This is a genomic window from Halioxenophilus aromaticivorans, assembly GCF_042850945.1.
In the GTDB taxonomy this organism is placed as follows: Bacteria; Pseudomonadota; Gammaproteobacteria; order Pseudomonadales; family Cellvibrionaceae; genus Halioxenophilus; species Halioxenophilus aromaticivorans.
This window is the reverse complement of the sequence record NZ_AP031496.1, coordinates 2,332,083-2,356,370: the sequence shown is the minus strand read 5'-3', so window position 1 is coordinate 2,356,370 and position 24,288 is coordinate 2,332,083. Positions and strand designations below refer to the sequence as shown.

At 50.4% G+C, this 24,288-nt stretch carries 21 protein-coding genes; 8 read left to right on the top strand and 13 right to left on the bottom strand.

Translation table 11 applies throughout. The features are described from left to right. Positions 1-306 precede the first annotated feature (306 nt). The 4 genes from ACGHM3_RS10255 (at position 307) to ACGHM3_RS10240 (ending at position 4,547) form a co-directional block, all read left to right on the top strand. The gene (locus ACGHM3_RS10255; protein WP_345416872.1) at positions 307-1,083 is read left to right on the top strand and encodes an ATP-dependent zinc protease; all 777 of its coding nucleotides are present in this window, start codon (positions 307-309) and stop codon (positions 1,081-1,083) included. Between the two features lie 183 nt (positions 1,084-1,266). Next, the gene (locus ACGHM3_RS10250) at positions 1,267-2,790 is read left to right on the top strand and encodes a UUP1 family membrane protein (protein ID WP_345416875.1); all 1,524 of its coding nucleotides are present in this window, start codon (positions 1,267-1,269) and stop codon (positions 2,788-2,790) included. Next, positions 2,787-3,806 (top strand): alpha-L-glutamate ligase-like protein, encoded by a 1,020-nt coding sequence (locus ACGHM3_RS10245; protein WP_345416878.1) that lies wholly within the window; start codon positions 2,787-2,789, stop codon positions 3,804-3,806. Before ACGHM3_RS10250 ends, ACGHM3_RS10245 begins: the two co-directional genes overlap by 4 nt. 324 nt (positions 3,807-4,130) lie before the next feature. Next, on the top strand, positions 4,131-4,547 hold the full coding sequence (locus ACGHM3_RS10240) for a hypothetical protein (RefSeq protein ID WP_345416881.1): 417 nt from the start codon (positions 4,131-4,133) through the stop codon (positions 4,545-4,547). 39 nt (positions 4,548-4,586) lie between these two features. Here ACGHM3_RS10240 and ACGHM3_RS10235 read toward each other — a convergent pair whose 3' ends face one another. After that, positions 4,587-5,468 carry an SMP-30/gluconolactonase/LRE family protein gene (locus ACGHM3_RS10235; protein ID WP_345416884.1) on the bottom strand — a complete coding sequence of 294 codons (882 nt, stop codon included), beginning with the start codon at positions 5,466-5,468 and terminating at the stop codon, positions 4,587-4,589. A gap of 121 nt (positions 5,469-5,589) precedes the next feature. Here ACGHM3_RS10235 and ACGHM3_RS10230 point away from each other — a divergent pair, with 121 nt between their 5' ends. Continuing rightward, entirely contained in the window at positions 5,590-5,898 is a 309-nt protein-coding gene (locus tag ACGHM3_RS10230) for a hypothetical protein (protein ID WP_345416887.1), read from the top strand. A gap of 266 nt (positions 5,899-6,164) precedes the next feature. Beyond that, entirely contained in the window at positions 6,165-6,896 is a 732-nt protein-coding gene (locus ACGHM3_RS10225; RefSeq protein ID WP_345416992.1) for an aldose epimerase family protein, read from the top strand. A gap of 44 nt (positions 6,897-6,940) precedes the next feature. On the opposite strand, the gene ACGHM3_RS10220 is transcribed toward ACGHM3_RS10225, so the two are convergent. From ACGHM3_RS10220 to ACGHM3_RS10170, 11 genes are all read right to left on the bottom strand, one after another. Next, on the bottom strand, positions 6,941-8,323 hold the full coding sequence (locus tag ACGHM3_RS10220) for an SRPBCC family protein (RefSeq protein ID WP_345416890.1): 1,383 nt from the start codon (positions 8,321-8,323) through the stop codon (positions 6,941-6,943). Further along, positions 8,320-9,216 carry an SDR family NAD(P)-dependent oxidoreductase gene (locus tag ACGHM3_RS10215; protein WP_345416893.1) on the bottom strand — a complete coding sequence of 299 codons (897 nt, stop codon included), beginning with the start codon at positions 9,214-9,216 and terminating at the stop codon, positions 8,320-8,322. Before ACGHM3_RS10215 ends, ACGHM3_RS10220 begins: the two co-directional genes overlap by 4 nt. A 98-nt stretch (positions 9,217-9,314) precedes the next feature. After that, positions 9,315-10,349: an AraC family transcriptional regulator ligand-binding domain-containing protein gene (locus ACGHM3_RS10210; RefSeq protein WP_345416896.1), complete on the bottom strand. Its 1,035-nt coding sequence runs from the start codon at positions 10,347-10,349 to the stop codon at positions 9,315-9,317. A gap of 327 nt (positions 10,350-10,676) precedes the next feature. Then, positions 10,677-13,100 carry a TonB-dependent receptor domain-containing protein gene (locus tag ACGHM3_RS10205; RefSeq protein ID WP_345416899.1) on the bottom strand — a complete coding sequence of 808 codons (2,424 nt, stop codon included), beginning with the start codon at positions 13,098-13,100 and terminating at the stop codon, positions 10,677-10,679. A gap of 546 nt (positions 13,101-13,646) precedes the next feature. Then, positions 13,647-14,507, bottom strand: coding sequence for a TIM barrel protein (locus tag ACGHM3_RS10200; protein ID WP_345416902.1), 861 nt, complete (start codon positions 14,505-14,507; stop codon positions 13,647-13,649). Between the two features lie 35 nt (positions 14,508-14,542). Next, positions 14,543-15,358, bottom strand: coding sequence for an SDR family oxidoreductase (locus ACGHM3_RS10195; RefSeq protein ID WP_345416905.1), 816 nt, complete (start codon positions 15,356-15,358; stop codon positions 14,543-14,545). Between the two features lie 31 nt (positions 15,359-15,389). Next, positions 15,390-16,178: an SDR family NAD(P)-dependent oxidoreductase gene (locus tag ACGHM3_RS10190; protein WP_345416908.1), complete on the bottom strand. Its 789-nt coding sequence runs from the start codon at positions 16,176-16,178 to the stop codon at positions 15,390-15,392. 195 nt (positions 16,179-16,373) lie between these two features. Continuing rightward, positions 16,374-17,159: an SDR family oxidoreductase gene (locus ACGHM3_RS10185; RefSeq protein WP_345416911.1), complete on the bottom strand. Its 786-nt coding sequence runs from the start codon at positions 17,157-17,159 to the stop codon at positions 16,374-16,376. Positions 17,160-17,178: 19 nt separating this feature from the next. Then, complete coding sequence (locus ACGHM3_RS10180) at positions 17,179-17,979, bottom strand: NAD(P)-dependent oxidoreductase (protein WP_345416914.1); 801 nt, start codon at positions 17,977-17,979, stop codon at positions 17,179-17,181. 22 nt (positions 17,980-18,001) lie between these two features. Further along, entirely contained in the window at positions 18,002-18,766 is a 765-nt protein-coding gene (locus ACGHM3_RS10175) for an SDR family oxidoreductase (protein WP_345416917.1), read from the bottom strand. Continuing rightward, a complete protein-coding gene (locus tag ACGHM3_RS10170; RefSeq protein WP_345416920.1) occupies positions 18,759-20,816 on the bottom strand; it encodes an aldehyde dehydrogenase family protein in 2,058 nt (685 codons plus the stop codon). Before ACGHM3_RS10170 ends, ACGHM3_RS10175 begins: the two co-directional genes overlap by 8 nt. Positions 20,817-21,098: 282 nt before the next feature. Between ACGHM3_RS10170 and ACGHM3_RS10165 the strand changes: the two genes are divergently transcribed. After that, the gene (locus tag ACGHM3_RS10165) at positions 21,099-21,785 is read left to right on the top strand and encodes a hypothetical protein (protein ID WP_345416923.1); all 687 of its coding nucleotides are present in this window, start codon (positions 21,099-21,101) and stop codon (positions 21,783-21,785) included. Positions 21,786-21,830: 45 nt separating this feature from the next. Here ACGHM3_RS10165 and ACGHM3_RS10160 read toward each other — a convergent pair whose 3' ends face one another. Further along, positions 21,831-22,706, bottom strand: coding sequence for an AraC family transcriptional regulator (locus ACGHM3_RS10160; RefSeq protein WP_345416926.1), 876 nt, complete (start codon positions 22,704-22,706; stop codon positions 21,831-21,833). 328 nt (positions 22,707-23,034) lie between these two features. Here ACGHM3_RS10160 and ACGHM3_RS10155 point away from each other — a divergent pair, with 328 nt between their 5' ends. Next, positions 23,035-24,261: a CoA transferase gene (locus ACGHM3_RS10155; protein ID WP_345416929.1), complete on the top strand. Its 1,227-nt coding sequence runs from the start codon at positions 23,035-23,037 to the stop codon at positions 24,259-24,261. The last annotated feature ends 27 nt before the right edge of the window (positions 24,262-24,288 follow it).

Genomic DNA, 24,288 nt, shown 5'->3' with positions numbered 1-24,288 from the left:
TCCAGCCAGATTTAATCCCTCCCTGAGTACCACTCCGGTTTGTTGCAGCACGGTCCTTTTGGTATTCTTGCGCCGCGCGCGATTGGGGGAAGACAGTATTGCCTGTGTGTAGTTATCTGCGGGCCAGATTAGAGCCCGCATAGGCAGTGGATTAGCCGTTAAAAGCCTCCATGGTGATCAGATTACCCCCAGTGCCCAGCCGCAAATTTGTTGGGTAGCGGCCACGAAGTGAGTCGTTTTCGTAAAACACTTGTAAATCCACCGTCGCAGCGCCAGCAAACCATATTAAGGATCACAGGATTAGGAATGTCTCGAATGTTTAGTCGTCATCTTCGCAGCGCGGCGTTAGTCGCCTCACTGCTGACTTTGACCGGTTGTGGTTTGTTCAACACGAAGCCGAATGTCGAAGAACCACCGGTTGTTATAGAAGATACCGAGGAACCCATCACCATCGATGAGCCAGCGGTTGAAGAGCCCCCGGTTATGGCCTGCGAACCCGTGGTAATTGAAAAAGAAGCCGCCTGCCCTGCCCCAGTTGCATGCCCTACCATTATCAGCGGTGCGGTAACTAAGGAAGGTGATATCGCCATTATTGGCCGCATCGAGTATGTGGATGTTATGTCCATTGATATGCGTAAAAAGGCCCGTATTGACACCGGTGCGGAAACAACTTCCATTGATGCCTCAAACATCGTGGAATTTGAGCGAGATGGCCGCAAATGGGTGCAGTTTACCGTCACCGACCGCAGCTCTGATGATATGTCAGAGGTTAAAGCTCCCGTGGTGCGCACTGTAAGAATCAAACAGCACGGTGTGGATAACGTACGACGCCAGGTGGTGGAATTGGATTTGCGCATGGGCACTCTGCGCGAAACCGTAGAAGTTACCTTGGCTGATCGCGAGCGCTTCGATTACCCCATCTTGATCGGCCGAAACTTTCTGCGTGGCAGAGCCGTGGTTGATGTTAGCCAGAAGTACATGACATTGGCCAACGGCATGGACAACACCAACGAAGAAGAGGTAGAAGCACCGCAAGAAGTCATCGAGCAAGAAGCGCCAGCCAAGCAAGCCCAGGGGCAATAATAGAAGTTCAAAAGCCCTACCAGCTGGCGTAAACTCCAGACATAATCAAAGGGCCGACTTCGGCCCTTTTCATCGTATTACAACAATATAACCTTACCCCGAGACAGGTCTCATTCGTCTCGGGCTAGGCTCACCAGCCTGATGAGCCATTCAAGGATAGGGAAAGACCGGGGGAAATACTGAGTGTCGTCCGCAAAGCAAGTGCAATTGCTGATTGCCGTTTTACTAGTACTTGGCTTCAGCGCCGCAATCTACAAACATCTCGTCTTAGGATTCCCACTACTAGCCTCTGAACAAGAATCAGTATGGCAGTTGGAGGCCCGAATTGTTTTTGAAGCCGACCCAGAGGCCGAAGTAGACGTTCGCTTAAACCTACCTGACAGCAACCCCCGCAGCCGCGTGTTTGCCCTGGATAGCGTCGCCGTAGACTACAATTTCGACATTATTGAAGACAACGGTGTGCGCCTAGCCCACTGGCACGGCGAGCAACTGTCTGGGCCACAAATCCTGTACTTCCGCTCGCTCAGCCACCAACCCGATCCAGTGGACGCGCCCCAACAGGCTGAACTCAAGCCCATAAAACCCAATTTTAGCGATGTATTAAGACAATCCGCTGAAGCATTGATCAACGAGAAGCCCCTGGCCGATGGCCTTGAGGGTGCCCTGCAGTTGATGCGACGGCTGAATTCGCCATCCGACGGCAGAGTCGACGAGCTGTTGCGTGGATACAGCTCGCCCGAGAAGCGCAACCAGCGCATCGGCCAAATTTTGACCCTGGCTAACTTTAAGGTAGAACCGGTTGGCGCCGTCTTTATGGACGACGAAGCCCGCACCCAAAACATTACCCACCTGTTAGAGGTAGACATCAGCGGCCGTCGGTTTTTATTGGATAACCGAGAGATTGCCCAGGTTCGCTGGAGCGAAGTGGCGGTGCTACAGCGCAGTAATGAGCCTTTGCTGGAGGTCTTCGGCGGGGTCAACTCCCGTGTCACCTTCGCCGCCACCAAAACCCAACAAGCCGCGTTCAGCACCGCGGTTGACGTAGCCAGCCGCGAAGGCGCAGCACTGGTGGACTTCTCCATTTACAGCTTGCCCCTATCAGAACAAAATGCCTTTAAGTTACTCCTGGTTATCCCTCTGGGGGCCTTAATTGTGGTGATCTTGCGCAACCTGGTTGGTATTCGGACCTCCGGTACCTTTATGCCGGTATTGATTGCCCTCACCTTTTTGCAAACCTCATTGTTCACCGGCTTAGCGCTGTTTGTGGTTGTGGTTGGTGTTGGCTTGGTGCTGCGCTCCTACCTAAGCCACTTGAACCTGCTATTGGTGCCCAGGATCGCCTCGGTGCTGGTGTTTGTGATCATTATTTACGCCGCCATTGGTATTCTGAGTACCAAACTGGGCTGGCATGAAGGGCTAAAAGTAACCTTCTTCCCTATGATTATTCTGTCTTGGACGATAGAACGTATGTCTATTCTGTGGGATGAAGACGGCCCCCGTGAGGTAATGATCGAATCTGCCGGTAGCTTGCTCACCGCCAGCTTGGCCTATCTGCTTATGAGCAACGGCTTTGTCAGCGATACCATCTTCCTCTACCCAGAGCTTCTGTTGGTGCTGTTGGCCATAATTATTGCCATTGGCAGTTACTCCGGCTATCGCCTTTCCGACCTCTGGCGATTTGAACCCATGGAGCGCCACGATCAATGAGTTGGTTTAAACGGTTTCGCCTGGCCTCGCCTTACTGGTTGGCCCAAAAAGGCATCATCGGCATGAACCACCGCAACGTACAGTTGATTGCCAGGCACAATCCACGGTTTTTGTTCCCAAATGTGGATAACAAATACTTTTCCAAACGCCTGTGTACCGAACACGGTATTGCCGTGCCCAAATTATTGGCGGTATGCCGACTGCAGGGCCACATCGCTGAACTCAAAGAATTCTTGGCAGATAAAGAACAATTTGTGATCAAGCCGGCCCAGGGCAGTGGTGGCAAAGGTATTTTGGTCATTGTTGGCCGTAGAGGCGAAGATTACGTAAAACCCAACGGCAAGGCCATTACCCACGAGGAGCTATGCCGCCACGTATCCAATACCCTCAGCGGCCTGCACAGTCTCGGCGGCAAGCCCGATGCCGCCCTTATTGAAGACCTAATTCATTTCACCGATGAATTTGAACAGTTTACCTTTGAGGGTGTTCCAGACATCCGCGTGATTGTTTACAAAGGCTACCCTGTGATGGCCATGACTCGGCTGTCTACAAGCAGCTCCGACGGCAAAGCCAACTTGCACCAGGGGGCTGTGGGCGTGGGCATTGATATGGCCACAGGGCGTGCCCTACGCGCCGTGCAAAAGGGTCGTCCGGTTACCCATCACCCCGATACCAAAGCCGTTCTTTCGCAATTAAATGTGCCCCATTGGGAAGAATTACTATTGCTGGCCGCCCAAGGCTACGAGGTAAGCAAGTTGGGTTACCTTGGTGTAGATATCGTTTTAGACAGACACCGCGGCCCCATGCTGTTGGAGCTTAACGCCCGCCCCGGCTTGGCTATTCAGGTGGCCAATGGCCAGGGCTTGCTCCCCAGGCTTAAGTATGTCGATGGAGCACCCCAAAATTTTACCCCGGAACAACGGGTGACCAAATCACTAGAGTATTTCCGCCAAGTGAGCCCTTTTGTGAATGTGGCCAATAACACCAACGAGCCCGTGCAAACGGCGGCGCTATAGCGCCAGCCACCGGTGCCTTAACACTCGTTTTTCTTAGCAGAGAAATTCTGACCACATTAAGACACCGATGCTTCTGTCGGTGTCTTTTATATTCCGTTAGTCTTATTTTGGTCCGTTGTTTTTCACTAAGCAGGCATCAAAACCGGCGCCGTTTGATACATCTAAACACCCATCGTCTTGCAACACTGCCTTCTTATATTAATCGCGCCGTCAGGTTTAGCATCACAGGCAGCCCAGGGTTAATAACAACATAACAATACCTCAAGGAATACCGCATCCAAGCTTACCGGTAACCATTTTCAAAATGCCTACATCACTCGCAATATGGATAAAGCACTGGAGCAATTCCACCAACATGGCGCCGCCCAGGATTGCATAAGCTTTGAGGTAGAGGTTGAGGTAACCACGCCAAGGGGGAGCGGTAAAGCCAAGAACAAATTGGCGTTTGTTTGGATTAACAATCTGCAGTACGAAATTATTCAGCCGGTGTCGGGCTTAGTGGATGTGTATAAAGAACAACTCCCCAGCGATGACTCGTTGAGATTTCATCACCACTGTGTGCGCGTAGACGACTGGGACAGCTTTCGCCAAAGCGTGATCGAGAGCGTCTACCCGGTGGTGCTGGAAGGCCACAGCGATGAGTTAAAATACGTTTACTTAGATGCCAGAGACTTTTTAGGCCACTACATTGAATACGTGTGGATGACACCCAACCGATGGCAACAGTTGGGCGGAAAATAGGCGCGGAATAGGCGGAAAGCAAGCAGTAAATCGAAAGCGTTACAGCAAAACCTGCGGCTCCGCCTTGCCCTGGCCACAGGCTTTTGCAATCAATGTTTTACCCGCAGTGGGCTCGGCCTTTAATTGATCAGCGGTCATATTTTCTGTGGCCGAGGTAATCAGTAAATCGGTGTAGTCTGGCCCACCAAACGCCGGGCAGGTCACTTGGCTAGAGGGTGTGGCTATGGCCACCAAAAACTCACCCTGGGGGCTATAGCAAGCGACTTGCCCAGCACCCCATTGGGCATTCCAGATATTACCTTGGGCATCGGTTAACGCGCCATCGGGATTCTGGCCCTGGGCCTTAAAATCAATCAATAGCTGCGCATCACCCACCGGCCAGCCGCTGTTTTTATCCAACGCCTGCCGCCATAGGAATCCGGCAACGGTATCGGCGTAATAAGCAAACTCGCCGCCAGGTGCAAAGCAAATAGCATTGGGGATGGTTAAGCCAGTGCGAAGAGTGCGTAGTTCGCCTCGATAAAAGCGATACAGCGCCCCCTGCTCGTATTCCGCGCGCTTACCCATAGTACCAATCCAAAACCCACCCTGAGGGTCCGCACGGCCGTCGTTGGAACGGTTGGCTGGTTTATCTGCCTCCAGGGGAACTAACAATTCCTTGCTACCTTGTTCAAGGTTAAAATGATACAACCCAGACTCGCTGGCAATAAGCAGATTACTGTGATCTATCCAGCCGGCGGCGGAAACATGCTCATTAAACTGCCATTGCAGCTGTTCACCGTCGGATACCGACAGCAAACGCTTGCCAATAATATCAAACCAAAAATACTGCTGACGCAACGGGTGCCAAAAAGCCCCCTCGCCTAAGGTGCACGCGCGGTGATCGTAAATTTCTGCCAAGGATGAGTCGCTCAAGGTCATGGGAATGGTCTAATCTTGATGTCGGTACACGGAAATATTAACGTATGACGAACAATAATGCAGGCCTACACATCGCTGTGACCATTCAGTGTAATAGCCTGCCTCGCTTTGGTGGACTCTAATGAGCGATGGACTTCAATACCAATCTCGGTATTCCCAAAAGCACTGGGGGACCCCTAGCGAACGGTGCAGTAGTTACCAATACCACACTCCAGAACAAATGGGGCTTGCAGGTCGAGTTTATCAATTTAGGTGGCATCATAACCAAGGTACTAAACCCGACGCTAACAGTGTGTTGGGCGATATAGTGCTCGGTGTGGATACGCCACAAGATTACTTAGAGAAAAGCCCGTACATGGGTGCCATTATCGGTCGCTATGGCAACCGTATCCGCGACGGCAAATTTCAACTTGGCAGCCAAGCATACTAGGGCCTGTTGACACTAATTCGGAGCCTCTGTTGAGACAGGAAATAGTCCAATCTAGGCGCGAACCGCGAAGTTTGGTGGGCCCAAATAAGCGGTGAGCAACAACGAGTGGGCTATTTCCTGGCTCAACCCGTAGGGCTGGAGCCAGCTTCCCGCTCAACGTTGTTGCCAATCGCTCATGTAGGCCCACTACATTTCACGCTTGGCGCCTAGTTGAACGGGAAGCTGACCTCCAGCAGTGGTACCAAATTAGTGTCAACAGGCCCTAGCTGACTTTAAACGAACGCGGCAACCACATACGCGGGGGTACAAAAGGATTTGATAAACAGCTTTGGCACGTTGTACCTTTCGCAAAAGAGAGCAGTGTAGGTGCAACGCTGTCTTTAGTTAGCCCCGATGGCGATCAGGGTTACCCTGGAGAGCTCACTACAAAAATAATCTACGAACTGAAAGACGACAACGAACTGGATATTCAGATTTCCGCAAAAACCAATAAATCCACGGTAATAAACCTAACCCATCACAGCTACTTCAACCTTGCCATTAATGGCAGTGTGATGAATCACATGATGGAAATTCCAGCGAATTATATTACTCCCGTGGACAAGGACCTAATTCCTACTGGCGAACTACAACCGGTAGCCAGGACGCCATTTGACTTTACCAAAGGCAAAATCATTGGCCAGGATATAGAGCATAACGACAAGCAGCTGCAATACGGCCAGGGTTACGATCACACCTGGATTATTAATTTAGAGAACACCGGCACATTAAAGCCGGCGGCTAAAGTTGTTGAACCAGGTAGCGGCAGGATACTAGAAGTTTTCACCACGTCACCAGGCATGCAATTCTACTCGGGTAACTTTTTGGACGGAAGCACAAGCGGCAAAGGCCTACCTCATAACCAACGAACCGCCTTTTGCCTGGAACCGCAGCACTTCCCCGATAGCCCTAATAAACCGGCCTTCCCTGGCACGATACTGGAACCCGGGCAAACCTAATCCAACCGAATACTGTACCGCTTTAAAACTCTGTAAGGCCGAAGCTATCGCTGGAGATCGCGGTCCAACTGCTGATGAAAATTGAGCAGGATCTTCTCATAGTAGTTGGCGAACCATATCTGCTTACAGCCGCTGGTGTGCAAGCCTTTTTGCATACGGGGGATATTGCCAAAATCCTGCCGGGGAATTTGAAGAAATTGCTCGGGATCAGTTACGTCGTCCATTTCTTTTACCACGGCCTTGGGCACCTCGGCGTTTTCACCGTAGGTTTTGGTGGAGTAGATTTCAAAGATACACGAATCTGGGTCAAACCCGTTGGGCCGTATGCGATACATCATGCAGTTGCCCGCCTGGGGCAGAATAAGCAAGTTGGGATAAACAAACACTTCGCCACCCCATTGGTCTAAAACAGATTTCTCCAACTTAGGCATTGGCCGGCCCTCAACGGCGGCGTTGGCATAGAGTCCCTTTACGTATTCCTTACCGATAGATGAATCCTCAGGTATTTCTTTATCCTTAAAAGAGCGCACCAAGGCGACGTCTTCTTTCAAAATCATAGCATCCATGCCTTCAACCAGTAGGTTAAGCCGGTCGGCCATGGCATCAATAGCGCTTTCTGGATTAGTTGTATGACCTGCCATTGGGGTTTTTTCACCGCCCAAGAAACGACCGTGGCCATTGTCAAAAGCTTCGTAGAGGTGATCGTGGTGGGCAAAATGTTGGCTGCCACTTACGTCATCGCCATATAGAAAATCCGCTCCGGGTTTTTCAAGCTGGGGGTGGGTGGCCGGCACGTGATAACCTTCTAAGAAGGCTTCTAGAGCGACTTTCCAATTAGCCGGCGCCACCACACGCTTCCACCAGATGGGGCGCATATGTTCGATAGCCAAATCTTCGATTAACTGTTTTACCGGAGCAATAAAGACCTCGAAAGGCTCTGGGGTACGGCTGAAGTTAACAAAAATGAACCCGGCAAACACCTGATGGTGAATTTCTTTTAAATTGGCATCGCTCTTAGCAAGTTGTCCGTCACGAAACTGGTTTTGCTCCATAATAAACTGGCAGCTACCTGCGGTATCCCAACGCCAACCATGGAACGGACAAATAATTCGGCTTTTTTCGAAGTTACCAGTACCCTCTCCTAATGCCGTTCCCCGGTGGGGGCAAAAATTATGATAGGCCTTGATAGTTTCGTCATCTACTCGGACAACCAGGGCAGATTCATGGCCGATTTCGTAAACGGTGTAGTCGCCTACATTAGGTATTTCATCTAAACGTGCTGCTGACTGCCAAGCGTTACGCCACATTTTTTCGTGTTCTAACGCCGTAAATTCCGGGTCGGTATAACGGCCGCTACGAACTCCGTGATCCAGCGTAAGCCAGCTGTCTTTAAATTCTTGACTTGATTCGGATTGCACTTCTTTCATCGATTTTCCCCCTGAGTACCTGCTGCGGCGGGTTCTTGCTTCACCGGCCCCCAAATTGGGGAGCCGCGCTCTGACCTAAGTGATGGCACCGTTTTGCCATCAATATCTGATATTCCGTAGCGCTTAGCCAGCTCTGCACTGATGAGGCTTGCGCCGCTTAATGACATTAAATCGTCATCCAATAACATGGCAGCAATAACACGGCCTGGAAATTCAACCGACGAGCCGGCAAAACTATTAAGTTGCGATGCCATACCCGGTACAGACTCTAAATTGGATTGCGCGCGCTCCGTATAGGTAAAGCCCTGCCACAGAGACACCGAAGCCACTTGGTATGGAAGAAGCTCTATGGCCATGTCTCTGGCCATGCGGTCGGTGGCACTTTTACAGGTACCAAAAATAACATTGTAGGTATAGGTCACCCCTACATAACCGGAAATCGAAACAATTAACCCGGACTTTTGCTCAGTCATCCGCTGCGCTGCATGCCAAGAGGCAACAAAATTAGAGCGAAGGCCAACGTCGATCATTTCCCAGTTGGTAATGGGCTTATGCCAAAACGCCCCCGATTGCGTTAGCTCTTTGGGTATGGCAATAGCATTATTAACTAGCAGATCCAGTCGACCTTGCTCACGATCAATTTGCGAGAATAAATCGGCCACCGCCTCGTCGTTATTGTGATCGACGGGAACAGCTATACCCTTACCTCCTCGCTCATTGATCAAGCGCGCCGTTTCACTCACGGTGCCAGGCAAAGCGTGATCACCTTCGCATACGGTTCGACCAGTGACATAAATTGTAGCGCCCTGCTCAGCCAACGCCAACGCAATACCTTTGCCCATGCCTCGGCTGGCACCGGTAACCACTGCAACTTTTCCTTTTAGCCTTTGCATTTCTACCATCCCAAGCATTATGTTTTTCGTGGCTGCGATGCTAACCGAAGAATACAGAGTGAGTTAGCCAATTAACGCTAGGCTTGTAGCAATAGATGTTAATTAGCCGATTTATTTTTAACGGCATGAATTGCTCGGTAGCGCTGGGGCGTGGTGCCGGCCCAACGTTTAAAGGCTCGATCAAAACTGGTGTGCTCTGAATAGCCAAGCTGATCGGCCACTTCGGCTATGGCAATTTGAGCATCTTTTAGCATCAGCTTGGCCCTTTTGAAGCGTTCGGTTTGTAACAACTGAGAGAACTTAACATCATCTTGTTTCAATTTTAATTGCAGGCCTCGGGTGGATATACCAAGGGAATCGGCGCACGATTCCAACGATAATTCAGACATAGACGCTGACGATTGTATGTACTGGCTTACGCGCGTTAACACATTGCTAGAGTGCTGACTCTTTAGCGATTCTAAATAAGCTTTGATTAGCGAATGCATGGCCCTATTCGCGCCTATGGGTTTTTGCTGAAGTAAGCCGGAACTAAACGCGATACTGGACTGTCCTTGGCTGAGCCGCACCGGACATTTTAACTCTGCCTCAAGCACAGTTTGATCATCGGCACTGAACAAACGAGGAATGGCCAAATAGTTAGGCGAAAATTCGTCGCCAACTAGCGAAGATATTAGAGAAAGATTAAAGTAAAGGCCTTGCAGATTGGCCTGGAGGTTATCGCCGTAGCTGGTTTTTTCACACCAGCGAAGTTCTGTGACTTCTTTGCCACTCACCACCCTTAGGTCGCTCTCCGGTGAATGCATCATTGGTAAAAAATTGACGAAGGATGTTAGCGCTTGCTCTACGCTTGGTGCGGAGCGACATAAGTGCGCCACCAGGCCATAGGCGTGCTCCCTGTGGAGCCGAGCAAGCTGTAAACCTAATAATGGTTGCTTAAGGCTGGTGGCCGAGTACTCCAATAAATCCACAAAGGTCTTACAATCTAAAAACTCATCGTCTTCGCCAATGTTGTCCGGAGAAATACCGTGATGGTCAAGAATATGCCGAGAATCACCACCTAAGCGAGCAATAAGCTCGGGGTAGTGAGCAAGATTCGAGGCGCGCAGCTGATTGCTACCAGGCACTGACATTAAGGGCGTTTCTAAACTAAAGAACATCTGCCAACCACTCTAAAATTATCGTTTTCCTGAGTCGACCTTGTTGGCAGATTAAAACACGGTTCGCGTTAGCAATCTAGGACGTTGCTATTGAGCCGCCACGCTTAGATATTTCGTCTCAAAATCTATACGTCTTTGTAAAAAAGCGGGATACAATTGGACAATATATTAATTTTTGATCAATAGTCGTGGTAATGTTTCTTAAAAGTGTTCCGCTGTCTAATGTTTTCATACAAATAAAATGGCCGCTTTAGCGTGAAGCAAAGCGACCACAAATTTTTCAGCTTCAATTAGTAGCGTTTAGAAACCAAAACGAACGCTGGCACCAAACGTGCGTGGGGCGCCGAAACTGGCTGACGCATAGCCACCACTATCCAACACGTTCAAACCACCCAAGATATATTCTTCATCGGTTGCATTATTCACGAATGCTGCGAAGTCAATATTGGAACCCAAAACGTTGCGCCAATCCACACGAGCATTCCATACACTGTAGGCGTCTAACTCAGAGTATTCTGTGGCTGAGGCGATGTCTTGCTCGGTCCAAGTCGGTGTTACACGCCCTGGCATAATTGAAAACTGATCAATAAGTGGATGCGAGGCCATTTCGTCCTGCCAATAATAGCTTAATGACAAATCCACAGTACCCACATCTTCGCTAACCGGTAAGCTGTAGTTAACAGAAGCGGTTAAAGATTGTTCTGGAATATAGGGGAATTCATTACCCGAAGTATCTACCTCTACTCCGCCAATCAGATCTGATTTCTCCTGGTACTCGGCGTCTACAAAAGAATATGCCAAGTTCAATACCAAGGAATCTGTTGGTGCAACGGTTATATCAGCTTCAAAACCCGAAATATCCGCCGCAGCTGCGTTTTCAGTTCGAGTTACCAAAATATCGTCAACGAAGAAAGAACGCGTGTGGTGAATATCTTCGTAATCCTGCCAGTAAAGCGCCAGATTAGTACGAATTGAAGTCCCGCCTAGGTTCCATTCCAGCTTACTACCCAACTCGTAGGTTGTTACTGTTTCCTGGTTGAACGGTTGCAGGGTTAAATCATCGGTACCGCGAGTGTTAAAACCACCTGCACGGTAACCGGTTGAAGCGCTACCGTAAACCATGGCGAAGTCACTGGGCAGATAGCTCAATGCTACACGCCAAGTGGGTTCATCAAATTTTTCGTCGACCGTTCTGGCACAATCATCCAATGCCGCGCCATCAGGGCCCGTCACACGACAGGCAGTACGCTCTAGATCGGTCCACTTACTCACAGTGATTTCACGCTCATCGTTACTCTGACGTAGACCGACAGTTAAGGACAGTTGATCGCTGAAGGAATAAGTACCCTCGCCAAAAATGCCCGTAGATGTGTTAATTCCATTACTAATACCGGTATCGTAACTGCCAGGCGCTTGCTGAACGAGATAATCCTGGGTAGCGTCAGTTTCTGACCAATAAAAGCCTAAAATCCAATCCAGGTTGCCATCCATCGCGACACCCAGTAACTGCAATTCATTACTGATAAATTCTGAATCAATGGTGCTAGGACGAGTATCGGTAGTAACACCGGGAGCACCAGAGGTAAACGTACCCCAGCCAAAGAAGCTAGTACCATCGACGTCTGTCGCGGTTTCGAACTCAACTTCGCGATAGCCAAAAATGTTTTTAATGGTTAGGCCATTGTCCAAACTGATCTCAGTGGTATTTGAGAAAAACGTATTTTCAACACTGTCTTTGCTGGCCACGTCGGTTTCAACTTTCCATGGATCGTCACGCTCTAATTGACGCGCCACACCGGCGGCATAGTCTGGGAGAAAGCCCAGACCCGCAGCGAAACCTAAGCCCACGCTTGTATTGAATGGCCCTGGCACCAATACCATGGCTGAAACATCGTTTTGGTCAAAGGCGACAACAGTGCTATTAGTAACGATATCTCCATCGTAGAAGCCGGTAAAACGTACGCCCTGAGAATCTTCGTCGCCATAGGTATCACCTTTTAGAGCATTATCGGCAACGTTCTCTTGATAACCCTCGCGGTTAGCCACGCGGCCTGCAATTCGCATTTGGAAACTATCGCTCACGGGAATATCCACCGCACCTTCCAAAGTAATCAGATCGTAATTACCCGCTTTGACATCTAGGTATCCACCAAGCTCTGTCCCCGGTTGTTTAGGTGTCAGCAATAAAGCACCGCCGGTACTATTACGCCCAAAAAGAGTTCCCTGAGGACCTTTTAAGACCTGTACTGCCTGTAAGTCATACATACCTAGGTTGCTGCCCTGAGTCGGAGCGATAACGATGTCGTTAAAGTATATTGGTACGGCTTGGTCTTGGTTGAAAGCCGGCTCTGCCGGGCGTTGCCCACGCAGCGATATAAGCGGCTCATTCAGTGAAGCGCCCGCACCCGTGATACGTAGCGAAGGCACTTTTGTACCTAAATCCTCAATCTGGGTAATACTTTGCTTACGTAAAAAGTCTTCACCCATGGCGGTTACCGCAATAGGCACCTCTTGCAAGTTCTCATCTTTACGTCGAGCGGTTACGATAATCTCTTCTAGACCTTGAAATCCGCCTTGGGCCGACACGCTTGGTACGGTGCCAACAAAGGCTGAGGAAATAGCGGCCAAAAGAAGAGCTTTGCTAGAAACGCTAAACCGCGAACTATTACGCGAATTAATTACATCTTTTGAATCATCTAAGGCTGGAATGTGGTGTTGGTTCATTAGTGCTTCTCTTTTCTGTTGTTATAGTTTTCGTACTTCGACACCAGGGCGCTGCCTGTTTGTTGAACTTCGAGATTGACCTTATTGCTGTTATTTTTTCGAGCTTTATACGTCGGCTGATACGCACGCTATATAAATTGAGCGTAACGCCCTCTGCCCGTGCCCAGGAACTCTAAGCCCCACTCAAGCAGTCTAGGTAATCTAAAAGCGCAATAAACTAGTCTTAAAATGCAGTTGCCGTTGCAGCGCTTTTATCCCCCTTAATTGTCCATACATCTTGCATGCAGGCTCAAGCATATATTGAATTAGTCGCCGCCCCAGGCCAACCAAGGAATGTGTATAAATACGGACAACAGGGATGGAATTGAGGAAAAAGACTGCTGCGCTCGCCGCAGCAGTATTAAGCAGTACCTAATCTATCAGCGTGACCAAGCTCAATCCCAGGTCACGGGGCTAGGTTACAGCAGTTATTAGGAGAGGATTAACCGCAAAGTGAAGCATGGGTGTCATTTCGTGCAACTAGGCATGAGGTGCCAAAGGGTTAATTTAAGAGGTCTGAGGTGGGTTCAACACCGATCGTGTCGCGCAGAGACACTGATGCACCCATGCAGACGCAGACTCCGCCATCTGGGCCTGGGCAAGGTTTGGCAGCTCTATGCTATACACCAGGGGCGTTTGAGACACCCGCTCGAGGGCACTGCAGAAATCCAACAATGGCAGTTCTCCCAGCCCCGGCAACAGGCGCTCAAAGGTTGCTTCCTGCATGTAACCATTCAGGTTTTCAGCCCGAAGCTGGCCGCCTTTCGCTTCGTTTCTTAATCGGCAATCACTGATTTGAACATAATCGATCAAGCCCGCTGGAACACGGGTGATATCCTGTACGCAGCCTCCGGAACGAAACCAATGCATGGTATCAATCAAAAGATAAGCATTAGGGTGGTCAACACGCTCCAAGCATTCCAAAGCCTGGGCCACGGTGGCAACCGATAAACCCGGTGCAAACTCCAGTGTCATCTTCATACCCAGGCCTGCACACCTTTCAGCTAACCACAGCAACTGCGCATCGGCCTCCTTCCCTTCTACGCCCATCACCACGGTATTAATACGGCTTGCACCCAGCTCGGCCATCAAGCCCAGGTCTGTATCCAGCTGCTGGATGTTTTGCCCAGCTCGTATGGCGAACCCCTCACCCAACGCTACACCAACCTCATTTTGACGCAACGCAGACTGGACGGAATGGAAAAGAGCCTGATCTTCCTTGATAGACCATGGCTCACAACCAAATACAGGCTTGGGGAATTGAGACAAACCTAGAGATATTGTCGAACTACCTTGATTGGCGGCAATTTCAATAAAGGAAATGGGATCCAGATCGAAAACAGTGAGTAACTCTATGCCGAACTTCATCGCTGTACTCCGCCCTATTTTGGCTTCGAATGGTTTTAAACGGCTTTGCCCATGCCGGCGATCATCCCGCCATCTACCAAAATATCGCAACCGCTGATATAACTGGCTTTTTCCGACACCAAGAATAGCGCTGTATGTACAATCTCATCCGGCACGCCCAAGCGAGCAAGGGGTATAGATGCAATCATTTGTTCAAAATTTTCGCTGGCCTCAAACTCTTTTTTACCGGCGTCGGTGTTGATTAGACCAGGCGATATTGAAACCAATCGCTTGGTTTCAGAGCCCCAAGCTTTAGCCGCATTGGCCACATAGAAACGCAAAGCCTTTTTGGCGTAGGAATAAGCAAGGCCAGTATTTTCCAGCGGCTTTCCAGGCAATTGTTCAAGTTGATAAAACAGGTCTTCTGCCATTGGGTCGGCCAAAATGGCTTCGATAGCTTCATTCTCTGGCACCATATAACCACTGGACGAAGAGATACAAACAGCAGCCGCGTGCTTAGCTAAGCGGGGCCTTACGGCCTCTAAAAATTTAGCGGTTGCGATCAAATCGATGTCAATAATGCGCTGCCAGGACGTCATATTAGGTGACACCCCCACCGTGTGTATCAACGCGTCAATAGCACCGTGCTGAGTGATATTTTCGGCGAATTCAACAACGGCTTGGTTACTCGTGACATCCAACGCATAGCAGTTTATCTCTGCTTGGTGACGATTTTCCTGAGCAAACTGCTCCATACCTTGCGCGTGCAAGTCCACTAAAATTAAATCATAGCCCAGCGCTAACGCCTCCTGGGCACAAACCAAACCCATACCGCCGCTGGCGCCGGTAACTATCATTGTTTTTTTTGTCATTGGTTGTTACCTCAAAAGCTAGCTACCCTTATTAGGCCGGTTTCATGGTATTAGCCATGGCCATTAAGGCCTCCGCCCGGGGCATAGTGGTTAATTTTTCAAATAGTTGCTGATAATGCGGGCTGGCAATGTAAACCGGGCCCTGGCCAAGCTGGCCTAATGTCGCTTCGGCCACTTCCATCGCAGGCATTAGGTTGGCCAATGTTGCTTTATCAACGCCGCTTTTTGCTAATCCCTCGGTATCAGTGGCGCCAGGGCACAAGGTAAGCACGTCTACGCCCCGCGGTTTGTATTCTGCCCACAAAGCCTCGCCAAGATTACGGACAAACGCCTTGGACGCCGAATAAACAGCGGAAAATGGGCATCCGATTAACGCCTCCACAGAACTGGTAAAGACCAAACCCGCTTGATTACGCTGGGCTAATTGATCGATAAGCGCATGGCTGATGGCCAAAGGAGCGTGGCAATTTAAGTCCACCATAGCGGTTAAATCTTGCGCAGAATGACTGGTGTACTCACCTTTCATACTGAATCCCGCATTACAAATCACTAGGCCCAGATCTTTATTGCCGCAGGCATTGAGCAAAACCTCAATGCCTGCAGCTTGCCCCAAATCCGCTACCACTACCTCCACATCCACTGCAAATTGCGACTGCAGTTGAGATGCCAGCAAAGACAGCATTTGTTGGCGTCGAGCCACCAAAATTAAGTTAAAGCCTTGGCCCGCCAAGGTTTTTGCAAAGGCCTCGCCAATACCAGAGGATGCACCGGTCACCAAGGCCCAGGGGCCGTAGCGGGAGAATAGATCTGACTTAGACATGTTATATAGAGCTTTATGATTGCAAACCATTATTGTGTCTGGCCGGTAGCAACATTACCACCATGGTGAGTAGCTATTATCAGCCAGGATGCACTCCCCTGGCCGTAGCCCGCGCTGCAATCAATTAGCTATGTTTATGGGCACAGGGGTTTATGGGCACAGGGTTTATGGGCACAGGGTTTATAGGCACAGAGCTTATGGGCGCAGTACCCAACCACCATCGACGTGCAACACTTGGCCGGTAATCCAATCGCCGGCTTGGGAACACAACAACAATAAACTACCCACGAGTTCGTCCGGTGCGCCGCGCACGCGCATGGCCACACTGGCTTCTAAAAACTTGATAAATGGTGAGTCATCTGGTGTCAGTAATTTACCAGCGTCACTGGTGGTGTTGCCCGGCGCAATAGCATTCACATTGATATTTTCCCGGCCTAGTTGCCTCGCCAGTGTTGTGGTTAAACCCACCAACGCCAGTTTACTCACGCCATACACAGAAATGGCCGGGAAAGCGCCACCGGACGTCTGATTAATAATTTTACCACCACCACGTTTACGCATTAATGGCACCAAGGCCTGCACGCAATTGAGCGCGCCGGTAACGTTCACCGCCATAATTTTATTCCACTGGTCGATATCCAAATCCACGGCTTGCTCGGATTTAAGCTCGGCCATTAATGCAGCGTTATTTACCAGAATATCGACTCCGCCAAAGCTTTGCTCGGCAACTGCGGCCATAGCCTGTACCGACTCTGGCTGGGTAATGTCCACCCCCACGCTGATGGCTTCACCACCGGCGGCTTTAATTTCTGCGCATACTGCCGCCGCACCTTCGGCATTTAAATCGGCTACCACTACTTTTGCACCGGCGGCAGCCAAACCTTTAGCGTAGGCGCCGCCAATACTGTTGCCTCGTCCACCTGCACCAGTCACCACCGCTACCTTGTTGTCCAGTCGGAATTGTTCTGTTGAAAATGTCATGTATTCTTACTCTTAATGTTTATTGTTGCAGCGCTTGTTCTAGAAAAGCATCGGCGGTTTGTTTAATCGCTTGGTAATCAGCATTGTCGCCCGCCGCTGTGGCAAGTAACCTCACATCCTTTGCCAGTAATTGAGCACCGTGATGGAAAGCTTGAGGGTTTGGCATGCGTGCTCGCACATCAAAAGCAAAACTGCGGCCGCTACTGACTTTAACCAAATTCGAAAAGGCCTCCTGCTTTAGATTTAACGCTTCTGCCACCGACAATGCGTGATTGGCGAGTGCTAAATTTGCAGCCATCAGGTTGTTATTGACTAATTTCGCAAGTTGGCCACTGCCCACCTCGCCCAAATGCACAACTAGCCCCGCAAAACAGCGTAGTACCGGAGTTACGAGATCTACCGCTGCTTGTTCCCCGCCCATCATCACCGTTAAAGTACCGTCTGCGGCTGCCTCACCGCCACCACTCACCGGGGCATCTACAAGCAAAACTCCCTGCTCTTTTGCCTGCTCTGCCAAATGCTGGCAAAGCATCGGGTTTACGGTGGAATGAATGGCAATGGAACTGCCAGGTTTCATTGCTGGTATCAGTTGCCGACAGACCTCATCAACGCCTGCGTCATCCACCACACAAACGCCACAATGCTCCACCGCTTGGCCCAACTGCTTAATTGTCGTGGCAAAGCACGCATCGGTATTTTTATATAGCGCTAAGGATTCTGCCCTACGCGCCCAAAGCCACACTTCGTTATCGGTTTCAATCATGCGTTGGGCCATAGGCCCACCTTGGCTGCCTAGGCCAATAAATCCCCACCGTGCCATACTGTGTCTCCTCGTAGGTGCATTACCCTGCGGTAATACCGTTATCTAAAGTGATGCACGCACCGTGGAAACCGCTGGCCGCATCCGATGCCAAGTACGCAATACAATCCGCAACCTGCTCTACCTCAACCGTGCCACGCAAGGGCTTAAAACGCTCCATCAACGATGCATCCAAATCCTTGGGCATATTCATAAAGCTTGAAACGATATTGGTCATCATGCCGCCTGGTGCCACAGTGTTTATACGAATAGGTTTATGCATATATTCCATTGCCAAGGCTTTGGTTAAATTAACGATGGCGGCCTTTGTGGCGCAGTAGGCAGCTGCATAGGCCTCACCAATAAACGCGGCCGAAGAAGACACATTAACAATGGCACCATCTGCATCCAGCAAATGCGGAATAGCGGCCTGAGACAGGAAAAACGGCGCATTTAAATTAACCGCAATGGTTTTGTTCCAATCTGCCTCGGGCATTGCGGTAGAGTGATTAAATAAAATAATGCCAGCCACATTGCACAACGCATCGAGCTTGCCAAAAACATCCACTGTATGCTCTACCAAAGCTTTACAAGCCTCGGCGGAAGCCAAGTCCACCACGCTTAACTCCACCTTGCCACCGAAGCTGGCAAGGGCCTGTTCTGTTTCTTGCAAGCCGGCCTCGTTAACATCTGCCAAGCAAAGGTGTGCTCCAGCCTTGGCTAACGCCGCCGCCGTGGCTCGCCCTAAGCCAGAGGCCGCTCCGGTAACCAGTACTACTTTGCCGGTCATATCACTGGCTTTATTCATCGTTATTATCCTCCTTGGGTTTACCGTCCCAGGTTAAGCCCTGTTTAATTTTTTGAGCCATTTCAATGACCACGCCTTGCACGAAGGAGGCTCTCGGCCAGCCGCTATGAATAGCGTATTGCAAGACAAACTCATCCATTTCTTGATAGCTGGCGTTGCCACTGGCCATAGCGCCGTAGATATGCGTACGAATGGGACTGTCGGCTGAGGAATCCGCCACACCGACTAACGTTACCCAGCGCCTTGAGCGTTGGTCTAGCCCCGGACGGTGCCACATTTCGCCGAACACAAAATTCAGAATTCCACCTTGGAAATACGCGGTGGCCGGCGGCGGACCTGCGAAGGTCATCACATGATGAAACTCCTTAGCACCCGTGGATAACCGATCTTCAGGCTCCCAGGTCGCTTCGCCCAAAGGAGGAAACGGTTCTTCAGTTAATTCTAAGTTTTGCAATACCCGAGTAATCGCCCGGTCTAACACCGCTGCTCGAGACCACCCCCCATACACCGCAAAATGTAAAGCTGCTTCGCGTAATTCTGCTGGCGTCAGTAGCGATTGCTGTAAAGCACCCGTCAAGTAACCGTCTAAGTTGATCCAAACGTTCTTCACCTGCATAAACTCCAGCAATCCCTGCTCGCCGCCCAAGCGACCAAAACCGCTTTGTTTGTAGCCCCCAAAAGGCGCAAAAGGCTGCATACCCTCACCGGAGGCATTAACTTGCACCATGCCAGCTTGCATTTGATTTGCGACGTTATGGGCGCGGCGTAAATCCTTGGTATGAATGTACGCTCCCAGGCCGTAGTCAGAATCATTCGCCAGTTGGATAGCTTGGTCTTCGGTATCAAACGGCGTTACGGTTAACACCGGCCCGAAAACTTCTCGTTGCGCAATTTCAGAACTCGGATCAACGTCGGCAAAAATAGAAATAGGCAAGTAAAACCCATCAGCATACTCCCCACCTAAGCGCCCGCCTCCAATCAACAACCTAGCGTCTGACTGCTGCGCCCGATCAATCATGCCCTCTATGCGCTGCAACGAGGCCTGTGAAATAATCGGCCCCATTACCGTACTTGGGTCTAAGGGGTCGCCAATTTTTATATGCTCAGCAATCGCTTTTAACGTAGCGAGATACTGGTCGTAAATCGGACGCTCTACTAACAAGCGAGTACCGTTCACACAGCCCTGCCCGCTAACACTCATGGCTCCGCTTAAGCCACGCTTACCGGCTTCCGCCAAGTCTGCGTCGGCAAACACAATCACTGCGGATTTTCCGCCAAGTTCTAAGCCACAGGGTTTTAGAGTCGTTGCAGCACTCTGCAGCACCTTTTGTGCGGTTGCGCCGCTGCCCACAAATTGGATTTTATCGATGCCTTTGTGAGCCACCATGGCAGCGCCCACTTCGGCGCCTCCCGCCAGTGTATTAACCACACCGGCAGGAAACCCGGCTTCGACAAACAGTTCACCCAAGCGCATCACCGAATACGGTGCCAACTCCGGCGCTTTTATCACCACACAATTACCCGCGGCCAGAGCCGGAGCTAAAACCATGGCAGCGGCAAACAGTGGCCCGTTCCAGGGCACTATGGCTCCCACCACGCCAAAGGGTTCGTAATTGACGTAGTTGTGCGCCGGACCATTCCAAGCATCTAAGGTTTGCCCGCGCAGTTTGTCCGCCCAGCCGGCGTAATAACGAAACCGCTGAGCAGCCACAACCGGCGTGTAAGCAGAGATCATGCTAGCCACACCGTTGCCAATAACATCCAGCATAGCCAGCGTTTTTGTTTCTCTTTCAATTAAGTCTGCCAACCTCAGCAGTAGGTTACGTCGTTGTTCACCGGAAGTTGCGCGCCACGCTGATTGTGCTTTTTGTGCTGCGGCTACTGCACCCTCCACATCGCCCGTGTTCGCCAACTGCAGCTCGGCAGTAACTTGCCCGTTGGCAGGGTAAATATGGCCATGGCTTTGCCCGCCGCCGTTGGCAGAAAACTGGTTATCAATGACGGTGACAGATTGAGGCAAGCAAGAAAGATCGGGGGTTTGAAAGCTCATAAAGGCGATTCCACTATCTTAATTATGATTATTAGCGCTAAGTGCAGCTAGCTGCAGCAGCACCAGAGACCCAAATACTATGCTTATTAAAATTATCAAAACAATGATATAACAGAAATAATGGCCCGATATAATATTTTTATCCACAATACTATGCATAGTATTGTTTGGCCGAACCTTATACTTGATCTCGCCAATACCACTGCGAATACGCTAGACTCCATCCCCAAGCTACTTCAGCCCGGCCTGGGCCAAGAAACACCTACAAGAGATCAATCCTCTGTGAGCAAAGCGAAAAATCAGGATTCGCGCCTAGTGGCAGAAACCATCGAGAAGTTACGAGAATTGGTATTTGCCAGTGACCCAGACACATTTTTGGGCTCGATGAACGACGTAGCGAAACAATTAGGGGTTGGTATAGTGACCACCCAGCAAGCCACCCGCATACTGGAACATGAAGGACTTCTGGCCATAAAGCGCGGGCCAGGTGGCGGCTACTACGGTATACGCCCCAACGATGAGGCGCTAGAACGCAGCTTCTCGGCGTTTATGCGCAGCCATAACATCGACTACACGGAGGCCTTTGAAACCACCGTCAGCCTGGATTGTGATTTAGTACAAGCAGCTGCGGAGTTACCAGCGGCAATTACCCAAACAAAAATTAATGATTTGTTGAATACTATAGAGCTGTGTGAAAACGCTGAGGATTGCATTCAATTTGAAGTGGCCTTTCGCGGCACGTTGTTCGACTTGGTCGATAAACCGCTACTGCAATTGCTGGCCAGGGTAGCCATGCAGCAATACAAGGCCAGCCCGCAGCATGGGTTGTTTGACGGGCAATTCGACCTAACGCTGTGGCGCGTTGGCCGAAAAAGAATTTTGCGGGCTATTTTGGCCCAAGACAGCGAGCTGGCCTATTTTGAGGCCCAGCGTTACCGAACCCTGTGCCGAAGCTGGATTCGATCCTAGGCCTCGTGCAGATGCCGCGTAAAACGGCAATGCGCATTGATAAAACTATCGTCTAACCCTAGAGAAACGTTGGCGATATTGGCCCGGAGGTTCAGCCATGGCTTTGCGAAAAACATGGCAAAAACTGGCTGAGGATTTAAAGCCTAACGTTAATGCAATGGCCTTTATGCTCATATCGGTTTGTAACAAACGGATAGCGTGTTTAATTCGCACCTCGGCAATGGCATCACCAATGGATTGACCCGTAGACGCCCGATGCCCTCGCGTTAAATGGCGAACTGATATACCACACAGTTGCGCCAACTCCGCCAAGCTCGGTGGAACCCCCAGCTCGTTTAATCGCTCCTTAATTAACCGTAACTGATACGATTTTAAGCCCCGAGGCGTATTGTTATCCTCTAGCTCAGAGCTAGTACGATAGCGCCCAAGCTCAATGGCCAACTGCGCGCAGATCAGCTCCACCAAAGCTTCACTGCTGAAGCCTGGGTCGGTCAGTTCATGGGCTAATCGCGACAACAACTGATGAATATGTACATCTTGGATATCTAAAAATGCGGCCAGCTGGTCCGCGGCTAGCAATGCACTGGGCTGCAGCCATTGCTCAAAGATCTTGGGATCTAATTGACAAACCAGAGAGGATTGTTGAAACCCCGCATCTCCACGAGCGCGCAGCTCACCACCGCTGGGCACCATAAAAATTTTACCTATACCTTCAAAGCGCTGGGGCTCCCAATAACCGGTAAAGTTCGCTCGTGCGTTTAAGGGGCGCGGAGACAGCGTTAAATCCAGCCAATGGTCACCACGGGTTTGCATGGTTTGCTCACAATCGCCCCGCGGTGCGTAATTCAGTATCTGCACCTTAGCCGCGGGCACTGAGATTTCGTTGGCGACGGTGATAGGTTGGCTTGCGAATGATTGCACAATCTTACCCGTTGTTTTTCTATTTATGGTTTTGAATAGCATCACCGCTTTCGGCGACGCAGGGACAGAGCATACCCCCTTTGCCACCCGAATTTCCAATGGCTTACACCACCTGTTTAGTACCACTAAGATCAGATAAAGGTGGGGAGGTAGCCAGAGCAGTCAAAGTCGCTTTGGGCCGGTAAGCAATGCCATGGCCCGTTGGCGATGTGCGACAACCTTGTTCACGGCTGACAGTGTTGTAAAAATAAATGCTACTCATCACCCACATTAAACAAAAATCCAGTTTTTGCCCCATTAAAACTATAATCACAAAGGACACATACATATGACACTCATCGCTGAAGGCATTACCGTTTTAGAAGTTGCCCAACACACGTTCGTACCTTCAGCCGGCGCCGTGCTGGCAGACTGGGGCGCCAATGTTATTAAAATAGAACACCCACTCAGGGGTGATACTATGCGGGGCTTTCGCAGCACGGGTGATGCCAAACACAATCCCAATCGTCACACTTTGGTTGAGCATGCCAACCGAGGTAAGCGCAGTGTTGGCGTGGATATTTCAACCGCCGAAGGACAACAACTCATCTATGAAATCGCCCAACAGGCGGATGTGTTTCTCACCAATTATTTACCCGCGCAGCGGCAAAAACTGAAACTGGACTTGGAGCATATCCGGGCGGCTAATCCCAATATTATCTACGCCCGAGGTAGCGCCTTTGGCGACAAAGGCCCCGAGCGAGAAGCCGGCGGTTTTGATGGCACCGCCTTTTGGACACGCAGTGGCATTGGCAATTCGATGTCACCACCAGATTTAGATGGGCCGTTGTCCCAGGGCATACCAGCATTTGGTGATTGCATTGGCGGCATGAACATCGCCGGCGGCATTTTAGGGGCACTGTATCATCGAGAAAAAACAGGCCACGCCGTCGAATTAGATGTATCGCTTATGAGTAGTGCCTGGTGGGCAGCAGGCTCAGGGTTGGCTCAAACCATGGAACTGGGCATAGTACCGCGTACTAGAATGCCACGCGGTGGCGGCTCACCCGGCAACCCTTTTATGGGTAACTTCACCACTGCCGACGGCGGCACACTGAATTTTTGTATCCTTACCCCGGGCCCCTACATTCGCGATACCTTTACTCGCCTAGGAATTCCTGAAGCCGCGGATGATCCTCGATTCGCTTCGGCGGAAGCTCTGATGGAAAACTGGGCCGACGCCAGCGCCTTAATGGTAAAAGCCATCGCCCAGCAGCCGTTTAGCTATTGGGTAACGCATTTAAAAACCATGCGCGGGCAATGGGCGCCCTTCCAAAGCCTGGAGGATTTAGCCCAAGACGAGCAAGCCTTAACCAACGATATGGTCATTGAAGTAGAAGCCGCTGAGGGAAGTGAGCCACTAAAATTGGTGCGGCCTCCGGTTCAGTTTGATCGCCAGCCCATTAAAACCACCCGAGCGCCCATGGCTGCGGAACACACAGAAACCTTTCTATTGGAACTGGGACTTGAATGGGAACGCATTGAAGCCTTAAAAGCAGCCGGTGCAATTAATTAACTACGGCTACTAATTTTTATGGAAAAT

Bases quoted from the DNA above. Each gene is read 5' to 3' on its own strand.
- ACGHM3_RS10255 (WP_345416872.1), top strand. From the start codon at position 307: ATGTCTCGAATGTTTAGTCGTCATCTTCGCAGCGCGGCGTTAGTCGCC.
- ACGHM3_RS10245 (WP_345416878.1), top strand. From the start codon at position 2,787: ATGAGTTGGTTTAAACGGTTTCGCCTGGCCTCGCCTTACTGGTTGGCC.
- ACGHM3_RS10240 (WP_345416881.1), top strand. From the start codon at position 4,131: ATGGATAAAGCACTGGAGCAATTCCACCAACATGGCGCCGCCCAGGAT.
- ACGHM3_RS10235 (WP_345416884.1), bottom strand. From the start codon at position 5,468: ATGACCTTGAGCGACTCATCCTTGGCAGAAATTTACGATCACCGCGCG.
- ACGHM3_RS10230 (WP_345416887.1), top strand. From the start codon at position 5,590: ATGAGCGATGGACTTCAATACCAATCTCGGTATTCCCAAAAGCACTGG.
- ACGHM3_RS10220 (WP_345416890.1), bottom strand. From the start codon at position 8,323: ATGAAAGAAGTGCAATCCGAATCAAGTCAAGAATTTAAAGACAGCTGG.
- ACGHM3_RS10215 (WP_345416893.1), bottom strand. From the start codon at position 9,216: ATGCAAAGGCTAAAAGGAAAAGTTGCAGTGGTTACCGGTGCCAGCCGA.
- ACGHM3_RS10210 (WP_345416896.1), bottom strand. From the start codon at position 10,349: ATGTCAGTGCCTGGTAGCAATCAGCTGCGCGCCTCGAATCTTGCTCAC.
- ACGHM3_RS10205 (WP_345416899.1), bottom strand. From the start codon at position 13,100: ATGAACCAACACCACATTCCAGCCTTAGATGATTCAAAAGATGTAATT.
- ACGHM3_RS10200 (WP_345416902.1), bottom strand. From the start codon at position 14,507: ATGAAGTTCGGCATAGAGTTACTCACTGTTTTCGATCTGGATCCCATT.
- ACGHM3_RS10195 (WP_345416905.1), bottom strand. From the start codon at position 15,358: ATGACAAAAAAAACAATGATAGTTACCGGCGCCAGCGGCGGTATGGGT.
- ACGHM3_RS10190 (WP_345416908.1), bottom strand. From the start codon at position 16,178: ATGTCTAAGTCAGATCTATTCTCCCGCTACGGCCCCTGGGCCTTGGTG.
- ACGHM3_RS10185 (WP_345416911.1), bottom strand. From the start codon at position 17,159: ATGACATTTTCAACAGAACAATTCCGACTGGACAACAAGGTAGCGGTG.
- ACGHM3_RS10180 (WP_345416914.1), bottom strand. From the start codon at position 17,979: ATGGCACGGTGGGGATTTATTGGCCTAGGCAGCCAAGGTGGGCCTATG.
- ACGHM3_RS10175 (WP_345416917.1), bottom strand. From the start codon at position 18,766: ATGAATAAAGCCAGTGATATGACCGGCAAAGTAGTACTGGTTACCGGA.
- ACGHM3_RS10170 (WP_345416920.1), bottom strand. From the start codon at position 20,816: ATGAGCTTTCAAACCCCCGATCTTTCTTGCTTGCCTCAATCTGTCACC.
- ACGHM3_RS10155 (WP_345416929.1), top strand. From the start codon at position 23,035: ATGACACTCATCGCTGAAGGCATTACCGTTTTAGAAGTTGCCCAACAC.